12 protein-coding genes are annotated in these 13954 nt (G+C 48.5%); 6 read left to right on the top strand and 6 right to left on the bottom strand.

The features are described 5' to 3' along the window. Positions 1-35 precede the first annotated feature (35 nt). From BCM02_RS11370 to BCM02_RS11350, 5 genes are all read right to left on the bottom strand, one after another. Entirely contained in the window at positions 36-944 is a 909-nt protein-coding gene (locus BCM02_RS11370; protein ID WP_148929165.1) for a carbohydrate ABC transporter permease, read from the bottom strand. Between the two features lie 18 nt (positions 945-962). Next, positions 963-1922: an ABC transporter permease gene (locus BCM02_RS11365; RefSeq protein ID WP_246183328.1), complete on the bottom strand. Its 960-nt coding sequence runs from the start codon at positions 1920-1922 to the stop codon at positions 963-965. Between the two features lie 110 nt (positions 1923-2032). Continuing rightward, the gene (locus BCM02_RS11360) at positions 2033-3736 is read right to left on the bottom strand and encodes an ABC transporter substrate-binding protein (protein ID WP_246183327.1); all 1704 of its coding nucleotides are present in this window, start codon (positions 3734-3736) and stop codon (positions 2033-2035) included. 123 nt (positions 3737-3859) lie between these two features. Further along, positions 3860-5605, bottom strand: coding sequence for a sensor histidine kinase (locus BCM02_RS11355; RefSeq protein ID WP_148929163.1), 1746 nt, complete (start codon positions 5603-5605; stop codon positions 3860-3862). Positions 5606-5616: 11 nt separating this feature from the next. Next, positions 5617-7182 (bottom strand): response regulator transcription factor, encoded by a 1566-nt coding sequence (locus tag BCM02_RS11350; RefSeq protein WP_148929162.1) that lies wholly within the window; start codon positions 7180-7182, stop codon positions 5617-5619. 243 nt (positions 7183-7425) lie between these two features. Between BCM02_RS11350 and BCM02_RS11345 the strand changes: the two genes are divergently transcribed. From BCM02_RS11345 to BCM02_RS11325, 5 genes are all read left to right on the top strand, one after another. Then, the gene (locus BCM02_RS11345) at positions 7426-8130 is read left to right on the top strand and encodes a phosphotransferase family protein (RefSeq protein WP_148929161.1); all 705 of its coding nucleotides are present in this window, start codon (positions 7426-7428) and stop codon (positions 8128-8130) included. A 63-nt stretch (positions 8131-8193) separates the two neighbouring features. Continuing rightward, complete coding sequence (locus BCM02_RS11340) at positions 8194-8667, top strand: hypothetical protein (RefSeq protein ID WP_148929160.1); 474 nt, start codon at positions 8194-8196, stop codon at positions 8665-8667. Between the two features lie 263 nt (positions 8668-8930). Beyond that, positions 8931-9941 carry a sigma-70 family RNA polymerase sigma factor gene (locus BCM02_RS11335; RefSeq protein ID WP_187434155.1) on the top strand — a complete coding sequence of 337 codons (1011 nt, stop codon included), beginning with the start codon at positions 8931-8933 and terminating at the stop codon, positions 9939-9941. A gap of 160 nt (positions 9942-10101) precedes the next feature. Further along, complete coding sequence (locus BCM02_RS11330) at positions 10102-10569, top strand: GNAT family N-acetyltransferase (protein WP_148929158.1); 468 nt, start codon at positions 10102-10104, stop codon at positions 10567-10569. A 66-nt stretch (positions 10570-10635) separates the two neighbouring features. Then, entirely contained in the window at positions 10636-11292 is a 657-nt protein-coding gene (locus BCM02_RS11325; RefSeq protein ID WP_148929269.1) for a hypothetical protein, read from the top strand. A 123-nt stretch (positions 11293-11415) separates the two neighbouring features. Here the strand turns inward: BCM02_RS11325 and BCM02_RS11320 are convergent, their stop codons facing one another. Beyond that, positions 11416-12165 carry a helix-turn-helix domain-containing protein gene (locus tag BCM02_RS11320; RefSeq protein ID WP_148929157.1) on the bottom strand — a complete coding sequence of 250 codons (750 nt, stop codon included), beginning with the start codon at positions 12163-12165 and terminating at the stop codon, positions 11416-11418. 272 nt (positions 12166-12437) lie between these two features. Here BCM02_RS11320 and BCM02_RS11315 point away from each other — a divergent pair, with 272 nt between their 5' ends. After that, positions 12438-13874, top strand: a complete 1437-nt coding sequence (locus tag BCM02_RS11315) for an extracellular solute-binding protein (RefSeq protein ID WP_246183326.1) — start codon at positions 12438-12440, stop codon at positions 13872-13874. Positions 13875-13954: the final 80 nt, after the last annotated feature.

Here is a 13954-nt window from a genome sequence, read left to right as displayed (position 1 = left end):
ATTTCCACTCCTCCGGTATGAATCCGCTTGATCGATTATCCTTTTACGCCGCCGACGATCATGCCCTTGACGAAATACTTCTGCAGAAACGGATAGACCATAATAATCGGCAAGCTCGCCACGATCGTCATCGTCGCGCGAACCGATGTCGGCGTTACGATATCCGCGCTCCCTTGAGCGTCGGCGTACTGGTCGGCGGCCGAGGAGCCCGTATCGGACGTGGACAAGATCTTCACCAGCTCGTATTGCAGCGTACTGAGGTCATGCCTGGAAGAGTTGTATAGGAACACGTCGAACCAGGAGTTCCATTGATAGACGGCCACGAACAGCGATACGGTCGCCAGCGCAGGCATGGTCAGCGGAAGCACGATGCGGAGAAAGGTCGTGAGATCGCCCGCGCCGTCCATTTTGGCCGATTCCATAATGCCTTCCGGCAAGCCTTCGATGAAAGATCGAATGACGATCATATTGAACACGCCGATGATGCCCGGAATAATGTAGACCCAGAAGCTGTTCAGCATGCCGAGCTCTTTAATGAGCAGATAATTCGGAATCAAGCCGCCGCTGAAATACATCGTAAAGATGAAGGTAATGGCAATGAATTTCTTCAATTTATATTCGGGACGACTGATCGCGTAAGCCAGCATCGCCGTGCAAAATACGGAAACGGCCGTCCCGACGATCGTCCGTGCCGCGGAAATGAAGGTTGCGTAGAACACGTTCGATTCGTTAAACACGTACGCATAGTTGCGGAGCGTCCATTCGCGCGGCCAAAAATAGATGTCGCCGCGAATGGAGTCGTTGGCGTCGTTGAACGACAAGGCGAACATATTAATGAAAGGATACAAGGTGACGAAGACCAAAATAATCATGAAGATATAATTGCCCGCGTCGAATATTCGATCGCCAATGGAAGAGAATCGAGTCGAATTCGTTTTCAGCATCGTTTCACCGCCTTTCAACTAGTACAATCTGCTTTCGCCAAGCCGTTTGGCGAGGTTGTTGGCCACGATCAGGAAGATGAAGCTGACCACCGTTTTGAACATGCCGGCTGCCGTCGCCAATCCATAGTTGTTCATTTGGATCCCGTACTTCAACACGAATATGTCAAGATTTTCCGAATATTCGACATTCATGCCGTTGCCAAGCAAATACTGAGGCTCGAAACCGGACTCCAGGATGTGGCCCAGGTTCATGATGAGCAAGATGACGATGACGGGCTTCATGCCCGGAAGCGTGATATGCCACATTTGTTGTAACCGTGACGCGCCGTCGATGCGGGCGGCTTCGTACTGCGTCGGATCAATGGTCGTAATGGCAGCCAAGTAAATAATCGTGTTAAAACCAACGTTCTTCCATACTTCGGTCACGCCGAGAATGCCCCAGAAATATTCGCCGACGCCCAGCCACAATATGGGCTTATCGATCATGTTGAACTGGAGGAGCAATACATTGATAATGCCCTCCGGCGCAAGCGCCGTTTGGACGATATTAGCGGCAACGACCCATGAAATGAAATGCGGCAAATAACTGATCGTCTGCACCGTCCGCTTGAAGGCGATTCTGCGGAGCTCATTCAGGAGAAGCGCCAATCCGATAGCCGTCACGAATCCCAGCACGAGATTAATCGAGCTCATCACGAGCGTATTGCGCAACACGAGGTAAAACTGCTGTTCCTGAAACAAAGCGGTAAAGTTATCCCAGCCCACCCAAGCCTGATCGAAAATATCTCGGCCCAGCCGGTATTTCTGAAAAGCAATCGTCCAGCCCCAGAGCGGAACGTATTTAAACACGATGACCCACGCAAGAAAAGGCAGCGACATGAGCATTAACATTTTCTGCTTGGACAAGGCTTTGAAAAATGCGACTAGGCGCGAATCGTCAGAAGTCGATCCTGTCAGCTGCACGGGTTGTTTCTCCACTCGATCCGTCTCCCTTCCGGCAATACCTGATCTGTCGCGAGCATAATTAGACGGGAAAAGCGAATGGCCTCGCTTTTCCCGGTTTTCTACGCGTATTTAGAAGCCGTCTTTTACCACTTTCCTGCGACTCGATCCTTCACCTTGGCGGTCATGAACGCCTCGAAGCCGGCCGCATCCAGTTTGCCGAACTCTTTGAGATAGTCATTCCAGACGGAATCGAATTGTCCTTCGGGGGCAAGCGCCAGCTTCGGATAATACTTCTGCTGAAGATCCGCGGCTTTCTGATTGAAAATATCTTCGGGAGAATTTTGCTCCTTTTCGATACTCCAAGCCGGATACCATGGTCTTTCCACCGGTTTGGCGAAGAAATCGGAGAAGGTTGCGATACCGTATGCATCAAGCAGCGCCCGGTCGCCATCCGTATAATTGATGTTCGCGACTTCAGGCTGGGAGAAAGGGCGATGCGCATTACCGTCCTCGTACACGGAGTTGTCGCCGTAACGCGGCCATTCATAATCGAAGTAAGCCCAGCCGTACTTCCGTTTGTATTCGTTATCGTTGCGATTGGCTAATTGCTCGTCGCTCATGACATAACGACCTTTTTCGTTCACGGAGTAGGTGACGTCTTTTTCTCCCCATTGGACAAGCTTCTGGTTCTCATCCGTCAGCAGGTTATCCCAATATTTGATGATGCGAACCGGATCCTTGGCGCTTACGCTAATGCCGAGACCGCGGTTGTTGACGAAGGAAGGAGGGTCCATGTAGGCATCCGTAATGCTCTCGTCGAATACGATCGGAAGGGATACATACCGCAGATCGTCGTTGCCGGCCTTCTTGAGGTTGTTGATGGCATCGCCGATCTGCCAGGTGTAGCCGCTGAATCCGAGCACGCGGCCGGAAGTCAGCTTGGCCTTGAATTGGTCTCCGTTCGCGGTGAAGCTCTCCGGATCAAGCAAGCCTTTCAAGTTCATCTCGTATAACGACTGCAGCCATTGCTTCTCGTAATCGGTTCCCTGATACAGCTTGGCTTCATGCGTCTTCATATCGACCATTACATTACCGTCGTTCGGATAACCGGCTAGATGCATTGGGGCATTGGTTACCGTATAGAATTGACCCGGTTCGCCGGCGAATGTCGCGTAGCCGATCGTATCTTTGCCATCCACGGTCGGATATTTGGCTTGATACTTCTCGATGAGTTCAAAATATTGATCAAGCGTCTTGACTTTCGGGTAGCCGAATTCCTTCAGCACGCGGCGTTGAATCCAGATGCTGCTGCCCGCATCCGGATCCGTCAAGTAGCCGCCGATGTTGGCCGTGAAAGGCAGGATATAGATGTTGCCGTCTTCATTCGTGATCTTGTCCATATAAGGGCCATAGACGCGCTTGATGTTAGGACCATGCTTCTCGATCAGATCATTGAGCGGAATCAAGGCTTCGGCATCCAAGAGCATCGCAAGTTCGCCTACCGGCGAGATGACATCCGGATAGGCGCCGCCGGCAATCATGACGCCTGCTTTCGTGGTCGGGTCTCCGGCGACGAACTCCATTTTCCAATCGACGCCGGTTTGCTCCTGGAGGATTTTGCCGATCGTGGTTTCGCTGGCAAGCACGTCTTTATTCGTTCCGAATGCGAAATAACTGAAGGTGACCGGGTCTGTGCTGACCTCTTCGGTCTTCTCGTCGGTCGCGGAGCTGCTGTTCGTGTTGTTGGTCTTTGCTCCCTCGCCATTATTCGACGAGCAACCGGCAAGGAGGAGTGATACGGCCGTTACCACGGCCAGGCTGGTAGGAAGCCACTTTTTGTTGCGCACTTCAAATCCCCTCTCTTTCTCAACTTGTGTAAGCACTTTCATTGTAGAAGAAAAAGAAACCGTTTGTTATATAGCAAACCTTAGGTTGGTCTTTGAATAGTTAAGAACTTGGTTGGTGGGAGCTTAATCTGTTCGGGTAATGGGAAGACGCAGCGTGATTCGCGTTCCTTTATTCGGAGCGCTGGCAATGGCGAAGTTGAACGATTCGCCATAGTAGATTTTTAGACGCGTCATGACATTTTTCATGCCGATGGAATCGCCCATGGCATCCTCCTCGTGAATGTACCGGTGAAGCTCGTCGATATTCGCTTGCGCGATGCCGCTTCCATTGTCCGATATGAGGAAGATAATCTGATCTTGCTCCTGCGCGATCTGAATCGTAATGTATCCGATGCCGGGTATGTTCTCGATCCCGTGAATACTTGCATTTTCCACGAACGGCAAAAACGCCATCTTCGGAATTTCAATATCCATCACGGATTGATCGACCTCGATATGAAACTCCAGCTTGCTGTCGAACCGATATTTTTGAATTTCCAAGAAGCACTCGATCAATTCCAATTCCTCGCGAATCGTGACGAAGCTTCGCTTCCATATGATCGATTTTCGAAAGATGGTCGCCATGTTCTGAATCGTCTTGGCCGTCTGCGATTCGCCGTTCATTAGACTTCGCATCCGGATGGTCTCAAGCGCATTAAACAAAAAATGAGGGTTGATCTGACTGTGGAGCGCGTGTAATTGGGCTTGCCGCTGCCGCAGTTCGAGCTCTTTTTTCTGGATCTCGGACACATACACGTCATTGATCAAGTTTTCGATCCGCGCGCTCATCCGATTGAATTCCACCGCTAATTGGCCGACTTCATCCCGTTCCTGATAATAGGGGACGCGTTCGAAGTTATTGCCGCGTACGGATTTCATGTGTTTCAGAATCGCTTGAATGCGCGTATGGATCGAGCGGGAGAAGATTAAGATGACGATCGTGGGCACGAAGAAATTAATCCCCGCAAACCAAAGGATAAACCGGCCGGATTGCCTGACATCATACAGGATGTTCGCTTCGTCGAGGACGCCGTATACCTTCCAGCCTCCCAGATAACGGCTGGACTGATATTGCTTGGCGAGGATAATGGCCTTATCCGGCTTCGGTATCTCATCGAGATGGAGCTTCCGATCCGCGGCGATCAGCTCGCTGGGCCGACCGCTTGCCAGTCGGCCGTAACGCGCCTCGTTGGATGGATCCAGCAAATAGATATCGCCTTCAAAGCCGGATAGATCGAATATTTGCTCGACGTAATTTTGATTCAAATCGATTTTGACCACATTGTCATAGGCCGCGTATCGGCGGTCCGTCAGCTTCTGAATGACGCTGATGCGCTCGTGCGTCACGTACAGATGCGGAAACGCGTTATTGTAATTCGCGATTTGGCGATACCAATCCGCCTCCCGTATGTCATCCTCCAGCTTGATAATATGACTCGACGTCAGAATCGTCGGATTGTCGCTTATGATCGTCACGGAGCTAATCGTTTTGTACTCTTTTTCCGCGCGATTGAACAGATTGGATACGCCGTTTAGCGATTCTACGTAGCGATCGTAGGAGGCATGGTCGATATTCAGATGATCGCCCAGCTGATGGTCGATCGAATACAAATAAGAGATACCCGCCGCATCGTCGATCAGGGCTCCTAATTCGGACTGCAGTAAAGTAATCGCTTGTTCCGCATCCGCCGTTTTCTGTTTTTTGACATTAAGCGTCGTCACATGGTAGAACGTCACGTTGGTCAGCACGATCGGCAGGAAGACGCATATCACGTAGATGACGATCAGCTTGTTTCGGAGCTTCAAATGGTCTAATCGAAAGTTGAGCAAGAGGGGCCTCCTTAGGATGGATCGATCATTTTATTGCGATAATCCGACGGCGTCATGTTCTCCAGCTTCTCGAATTGGGTGGCGAAGTAATCCGCGTTCTGAAAGCCGACCAGCTCCGCGATTTCGTACATGCGTTTTTTCGTTTGCCGCAGCAGCCGTTTGGCCTCCTCGATGCGAAGCGTCAACAGGTATTCATTGAAGTACATGCCGTAATGTTTGCGGAACAGCTGTCCAAGATAGACCGGGTTCATATGAAATTCGGCGGCAATGCCCTTCAGATAGATGTTTTCCCTGAAGTGGCCATCGATATATTTTTTCACTTTTTCAATATTGCCTTTGCTTTTTTCCCCGCGTTGCTTGGCGATATATTCGGCGGCCTCCTCGATGAAGTTCATGAACACAACCCTCAGCTGGTCCAAGTTACGGTATTTCGTCTGCCAATTCAGCAGGTCCGTAAGCCATGCCAGCTCTTCTTCATTGCCTTCGAGTTGCCGAATAATGTTGATCGTGGCAATCATGCTTCGCCTTACGGTATTCGCGACCGCGCCGGGGGTGAAATACCGTTCCTCAAAGGCCATGAAAATCGCATCAATCGCGTCGCTAAACCCTTCCTTATGATTGGCTTCAACCTCATAAAGCAGCTTGCTGTGCAGTTCTTCGTCGACATCATAATAATACAAGGGGAGTTCTAACAGCTCCGCCGCCATAAAGATGCCGTCAAAACCCGCGGCAAACCGATATTTCAAGCATTCGTCGGCGCTGGCGCGGGAATGAACGATCTTCTTCAATTGATCGACCTTACGGCCGACAAACAAAGCGACTTCCGTTGATAAATGGTTCTCCAAGCCTTGAAGCAGCTTCGCGTAGCCCATCCGCGCAGAGCCGAATCGCTCGGCTTGCCACGATGGCGGCACGATAAATCCGTATTGATTGTACGCGCGTACATGAATGAGCAGAGATTGCCCTTCGAGATGGAAAAATCGCTGGAGCACATGTTGCAAGGGCTGCATGTAGTCCATCTCCCGATGAGGGAGCTTGTCCTGTATTTCCGCAATGACATAGGTATAGGGGGAGGTCAGAGGAAGCTCGAGCGTGTGCGCAATTTGCGTCATCACCTGCTCGTCCGGTTCGGCCTGGACCAAGCTGTCGATAATGATCTCGACAAGCGGCTTCTCTCTTGTCATCGATAACAGTTGTTTCTGATTCAGCGTAGTCGCGATTCTTCTTAGGGTCGCTACCATCTCCTGTTCATCGACCGGCTTCAGTATGTAGTCGGACACCTTGTAACGGAAGGCTTGCTGAGCATACGAGAAATCCGGATATCCGCTTAAAATGATAAATATCGGCTGATGACTTCCCGCTTCATTCACCTGCCGGATGAGCTCCAGACCGTCAAGCACGGGCATTCGTATATCTACAATGACCAGATCGGGGAGTAGATGTTGGATAAGGGTTAACGCCTGCGCGCCGTTCTCCGCTTCGCCGCAGATTTCAAATTGCAGCGACGACCAATCGATTAGATTGACTAAGCCTTTGCGTACGAAAATTTCGTCATCGACAATCAGTACCTTATGCATGAGCCTTCCTCCTCGCAAGACCTCAACGTAGGTCGTTTATGCAATCCATGCCAATTCCAAACATGCGTACCGTCATTTGCTAGGGGATGCGGTAAAGGTATTATACTTGGTTCCCCTGTCATATGTGTAAAGTTATCTTAAGATATTCACGACCTATTTCCCACCCATATCCAATGTTATGATTTCCATATCAGATGCGCAGCTGATACGTTCTAAATAGCCAATTGAAAAGGAGATCAAAAAATGGGGAAGGACAATTTCATTAAAGCGATGCTTTCCGAAAAGGTTAGCATGACACCCAATGGTTTCGTTGCGGATCAATTAAGTCCTGAAGAATTTGCAGGCAGCTACGAATTGTTTTTTGACAAGATTCTTGAAATCAGTTCGTCGGATATAACCGGAGTAGAGGGCTATGGCGAGTTTAATGAAGATTGTAGAACAGAGTATCAGACCTGCAGGGAATTTCTGGTCGATACCTTTGCTGAAAATAAAGAGGGGTATTGGTTTAATTGGACGGAATTGTTTCATACGACGGTTTTGGAGCGAGAATTTTTTGATCGATACTATAAGGAAATGGAGAACAGAATTCGATATTGTGAAGATAACCGTTATTTGGTGAATAACAACACGTTTTTCGTCAATATGATCACGGACGGCAAGACCATAGTCGGATTCCCCGATTGGAGCAGATCCGGTATAGGTGATTTCCTTTTGGATTTCGTCATCATGGATCTTAATAAGCCTTATTTGAAGATACCCGAACTGTTGGCGGCGTATTGCAAGAAAAGGGGGCTAATCATCCCCGATTATAAAGAAAGGTTTCTATGCATGGCTTATTATAAGGGGCTTGATACCTTGCGCTGGCATGCATCAATCGATGATACGGAATCCTGCACGTCCATTATGAAATCCGTCAGTGAACTGAAAGATCGATTATATGCCTTATAGATGGTGATGGGATGAAATACGAAAATTACGATTTCGGAACTTGCCGACGAATACTATTTATCCTTGGATTCCGTTAAGAAAATCGTCTATTCGAAGAAAATCGAAAAACATGTAACCTATGCTCCGACCCTAGGTTCAGCCATTCAATATACGAATGTCGGTATGCTCGAAGAATGGATTCAATGTTATTTGCTGCTCACCCGAAAAGCGGCTCCCACACTAGATGCTTTGACGAAGGATGAATATCTATATTTCGGAGTGGTAAAGTTTCCGCTGCGGCTCATTCAGCCTAATGGAGTAGATAGTGGGGGGAGCCTCTCAAATGGCACTGCGGAGCATCTAGCCGATTCACCGCCGATGCTTGTGCGGTACGAAGAAGGGAAATTTCATTGCATCGAGCAGTTGGATTTATTGGCCGAATTAAAGCAACGTAAAGTGAATACATTCCCGACTATCATCGTGATGAAAAGAAATGATGACTATAAAAGGTTCATGAAATACTATGGCACCATTTTTCATTATGTCGATCATGTATGAATTTGATCCAAACCAAGGAGCAGTTTGCCGCCGCCGCGTCAGCTGCTCCTTTCTCGCTTTAAAGTAAAGGACAGAATGGCCCCAGTATGTGGTAATGTTGGTGTGGACTGATTTTTGGCTTTCAGGATATGGACGATAAGGGTTCAAATAATTCCAATGGTTAATCGGATGCAGGCGTTATTCCCGTAAAAGTATGATAAACAAGACGGTTTCTTCTCCCATCTTCCGTCTATGTGAGGAGACTGCTCGAAAGGAGGGCAAATGTGACTAGCACGGATTCGGAACTGGTGGCCAAGGTGCGAAACGGGGACATCGATGCGTTCAGTGAACTCATCGGGAAATATGCCAATGCCGTGTACGGAGTGGCATACAGCAAGGTAGGTGATTTCCACACCGCACAGGATGTTGCCCAGGAGGTCTTTGTTAAGATCTTCAGGAAATTGGAACACTTGAAAGAACCCGAAAAATTGAGAAGTTGGATCTATTCTGTGACTGCAAGGGAGTGCATGGACTGGTTCCGATCAAACAAATATGAAGCTGTTTATCAACGAGCAGAAGCAATTGATGCTGTGCAATTAGAGACGACCGAAGACGCATTGCTGAAGAAAGAGTTCCGCAATGAAGTTTGGAATGCGTTAAACACCTTATCCGAAGCAAACCGTATCGTCACCGTTCTTTATTACATCGACGATTACAAGGCAAGGGAAATTGGCGATTTCCTTGGCCTATCAGTTGAAGCAGTCGAGAGCAGACTCCGCAGGTCAAAAACGTTATTGAAAAAGGAGATGCTGAGCATGGTGAATGAAAACCTCAACCGGAACAAATTGAATGATGAATTTAGGAAGAAGATCTTTCAAGACAAAAGAATGCCCGAAACTCTATTCCGTCGTGTCGTCATGGAAGAAAGCGGCTTTGACGATATAGATATGTCTAAAGCGAACTTTGTCAATATCAATCTGGAAAACTCCAAGTTTGATAATATCAACATGAGCAAGGCCGTCTTTCATGATATCAACATGCACCTTGCGAAATTTGATGATGTTGGTTTGTGGGAAATTGAAGTTTCTAACTGTGAAATGGGAGGTGCTCATTTCCATGATGTTTCTTTACAGGGGAAGGCAAATACGTTTGAACGTTGCGAACTTAATGGTACTTCGTTCCTGAATTGCAACCTTTCCAATGTTGACATTCGGGATTGTAACATATCTGGCTTGAGAATCAACGGGATCTCCATAGACATACTCCTGGAAAGCTATAATAGGGGAGCTAATTAAACCATAGCTAAGTGATCGCGAAAGGGAGGTGCACATTGCCGCCCTTTTTTTTTCCTTTTCGATTGTTTCTTACTATAAACAGAAAGGTTGTTAGTAGTTGTTCGATTGCTATACACTCTAAGGCAGATTGGTTCGCATCTGTCAGGGGGGGGATGGATCAATGGAATTTAGAGAAATAACGTGGGACAACTTTATTGAATGTATCGAAGTGCAGGTTACAGAGGAGCAGAAACGCTTTATCTCCTCCAACCAACATACACTCGCGGAAGCTTATGTTGCTTCAAAAGAGGGTCAGGACATTATTACATTTGCGATTTATAAAGAAGACATGATGGTCGGCTTTATTATGATGTATTATGACGATGGAAATGGCAATTTCGAGTACAGCAGCTATGGAGTTTTTAAAATGATGATCGATCGCCGTTATCAAGGCAAAGGATACGGCAAAGAAGCTATGATAAATGCTATCGAATATGCTCAAGTATTTCCTCGCAGGAAAGCGAGGGTTATTGAGCTTACCTATAAACCTGATAACATGATTGCGAGACATCTATATTCATCGCTAGGTTTTGTTGAGACCGGGAATACCCATCCTTCTGGTGAAGTATACGCGGAGTTTGTCCTTTAGGATGATGAACGCGTTACGCAATGGAGTTTACAGATCGTATATTGAGGTGGTTATGAATTGGGACAAATGCGAGGGATTATTTTAGAAGGCTTCTCACATGCGGGAAAAACATCGGTGTTGAAAGCACTAAAGAAAATACAGGCCCTAGATGAATTATCAGAGCGTAGTGTGATTGTTCTTAGCGAGCATTATTCTCAAGTCCTGCATAATGTTGGTGGGACTTTAGTGAAATCGACTTATGAAGAGCATCTTCAACTTCTGAATGATAGAGTAGCAATCTTAAGACAGTTAACAGAGTGGGCAACCAAAATAGGCACTGCTTCTCGGAGAGCCCGTGGCATATTCTTTATCCTAGAGAGATTTCATTTAAATCATCGAGTTGCCTATCCAGATAGATCCTTGTATGAGATCGAAACATTAGAACAAGAGCTTGTAAATTACGGAGCCATGTGTGCTCTATTGACAATATCCCCCGAAACAGCCGAACGACGAATTCAGAGTAGAACACCTGAAGAATGGGTCAATAAGAAAAGTGAGGAGATCTCAGCAGCAGTAAATGAGCTTGTAGCAACGCAATCCGCACTTCGTATCGTTTCTAAGCAATCGGCCATCCCTACGTTAGAAATCAATACAGATCATAAAGAATGGGATAACTATGCTAAAGATATAATTGGTAAATTAGATAAGGTCATTCAGCTTTCAGAACCCTCAATCGGCGTCTAACAGGTGAGTGTTCGGGTAGGAACTATCTTCACTGAAGCGCCTCGACATGAAATCACAGAACAAGGCCATCCTGTCTGAGACACCGGATGGCCTTGTTCATCTTCCATGGATCAACGATCGGGATTACGCCGTAATCGAGCTCTGCTTCCGATACTCGTTCGCGCTCGCCCCGGTGTACGCCTTGAACTTCTTATAGAACCAATCGATCTCGGTATAACCGACTTCGCTTGCGATTTCGTAGATGCGCATGTCCGTTTGCTCGAGCAGCAATTTGGCCTTCTCCATGCGCTGCTGTAGGAGATACTCGTTGAACGACATGTTCTCGTGGTCTTTGAATTTCTGGCCCAGGTAGGCGCAATTGAAATGCAGAAGGGCCGAAATTTTCTTAAGCGTAATGTTCTGGTTCAACTGCTCTTGTACGTATTGCTTGACGATATCGATGATCGACATTTCCGGAGCTCTCTTCGGCAGCGCTTTCAAGGATAGCTGCAGAGGAGAAGCGTCATCCAGCTGCTTCTTCACCCATAGCAGGCTTGCCGTGACATCCGCGGCTTGAACCGGTTCCGCAATGTAATCGCTTACTTGAAAGGCCAAAGCTCGCCTGACCATATGGAAATCGTCAGAGCCGCCAATGAGGATGATCGGGACCGTGCTCTTCTGGCGAATATGCTCGCAGGTTCGCATCCCGTCGGCATGCGCGGCCTTGAGACTGATCAGAACGAGGGAGACCTGCTCGCTTGCCAGCAGCGCTAGCGCCTCCGAGGCATCGTCCGCATACGCTCGGATGTCGAAGCCCAGACGCTTCCAGTCCAGTAGTTGGTCGGTTTCTTCTCTTGAACGTCGATTCGGATCAACAAGCAGTACCTTATACACGGCTAGAACCTCGCTTCCAATCGATTAATGAGCATCTCACGGTCAGCTGTACCATGCTTTTATTATGTTCAACCCGCCTTAGGGAAGACAATGTGCATTTCTTTATCCGTCTACCATTTGTTTACCTATTGCAAATGCGGGTGCCGCGAGAAGCCGCGATTGAGGCGGATTCCTATAGTTCGTCGGGTAGTCGAACTAAATAGCGGCAGGTTGTTCGGTCAAAATGTAAGCGCTACACTTTTCCCTGTAATCCAAATTCAGGGGGGATCAACGTGCGATTGAAAAAAGCAGCTTTACTCTGCACAAGCTTGATGCTGACCTTTGCATTGGCCGCTTGCAGCGGCGGTTCGGGCAGCACGGAGAACGCGGGCGGCAGCGGGAACGGCAATGCGGCAGCCGAGAACGGGAATACGAACGGCGGAGCTGGGACGAACGATCCGGCAACCGCGAATAACGCAAGCGGCAACGCGGGCGGCAATACGCCCGGCAACGCCGAAGAGGATCTGGGAACGCCGGAGATGGATTTCGATATGGGTGGCCGAACAATCAAGGTCGTCTCCTGGTGGGATATGGCGATTCCGGAAGACAATCCGGACAATATCCAGAAGAAGAAGAACCTGGACGAGCTGATGAAGAAACATAACTTCAAAATCGAGTACGTCGCGATCGACTACGGCGAGTATCAGCAGAAGGTCGTGGCGTCGCTGCTTGCGGGCGAGCCGATCGGCGATATCGTCCGCTTGGGCAAAACGTATTCGATTCCGACGCTGGTCAAGCAAGACCTGCTGTGGCCGGTCGATGAATATACGAAGAATACGAAAGTATTCAATCAGAAGGTCACGAACGAGTTCATGCAGTATGAAGGCAGAGGTTACGGGTTCACGGAAAGCCAATCCAACCTGATTACGGGCATCTACTACAACCGCACCCTCATGAATCAGCTGGGCATGAAGCCGCTTCAAGACTATGTCAACGAGGACAACTGGAACTGGGATACGTTCATCCAAGTCGCCAAGGAAGCGAACAAGGACACGAATAATGACGGCAAGCTCGATACGTGGGGACTTGCGCAAGGCGGTCTGATGGACCAATCGCTGTATTCCAACGAAGCCAGCCTTACGCTCGGCGATAAGCAGAATATGGAAGACCCGAAGACCGTCGAAGCGTTCGACTTCCTCTCGCGCATCGCGACGGAGAAAGTGGCCAGGCCGACGGAAGGCGGCGACTGGACGGAGCCGGGCCAATTCTTCCGCCAAGGCAACACCTTGATGTATGCGGGCGCAGGCTATGAAGTAAGCGGCCTGAAGACGGATATGAAGGATTATGATATCGGCTTCGTGCCGTTCCCGAAAGGTCCTAGCGCGACTGCTTATCATTCCGGCGAGGCGCTCTTCCAAGCGTTGACGATTCCGAAGAAGGTCGAGAATCCGGATCAGCTCTTGTACATCTGGGAGAAAATCAACGATATCGATTCCATCTACGATTATCCGGATCAAGCTTCGCTCGAGAGCAACTTTACCAACGAGGACGACATTCAGAATTCGCGCACGGCGGCGGACGGCATGCTCGTGCTTGACCACAATACGTATCCGAAACTGCCTTACTACGACATCATCGGCGAGCTGACCGCCGGCAATTCGGTATCGACCGTCATCAACAAGTTCAAAGCGCCGGTTCAAGCGGCCATTGACGAAGTGTACAAAAAGTAACGGTTAATGTTAACGGAATGGAGACAGTCCCCTTTTTAGAACTCTCTAGAACGGGGACTGTTGTCCAATAAGGACCGCTT

It is taken from the genome of Paenibacillus methanolicus (assembly GCF_008124765.1).
In the GTDB taxonomy this organism is placed as follows: Bacteria; Bacillota; Bacilli; order Paenibacillales; family Paenibacillaceae; genus Paenibacillus_Z; species Paenibacillus_Z methanolicus.
Note: the sequence above shows the minus strand (reverse complement) of the source record. Positions and strands in the feature narration are given on the sequence as shown.

What these genes read in the sequence shown, in the direction of transcription:
- BCM02_RS11370 (WP_148929165.1), bottom strand. Translation starts at nt 944, where the DNA reads ATGCTGAAAACGAATTCGACTCGATTCTCTTCCATTGGCGATCGAATA.
- BCM02_RS11350 (WP_148929162.1), bottom strand. Translation starts at nt 7,182, where the DNA reads ATGCATAAGGTACTGATTGTCGATGACGAAATTTTCGTACGCAAAGGC.
- BCM02_RS11345 (WP_148929161.1), top strand. Translation starts at nt 7,426, where the DNA reads ATGGGGAAGGACAATTTCATTAAAGCGATGCTTTCCGAAAAGGTTAGC.
- BCM02_RS11330 (WP_148929158.1), top strand. Translation starts at nt 10,102, where the DNA reads ATGGAATTTAGAGAAATAACGTGGGACAACTTTATTGAATGTATCGAA.
- BCM02_RS11325 (WP_148929269.1), top strand. Translation starts at nt 10,636, where the DNA reads ATGCGAGGGATTATTTTAGAAGGCTTCTCACATGCGGGAAAAACATCG.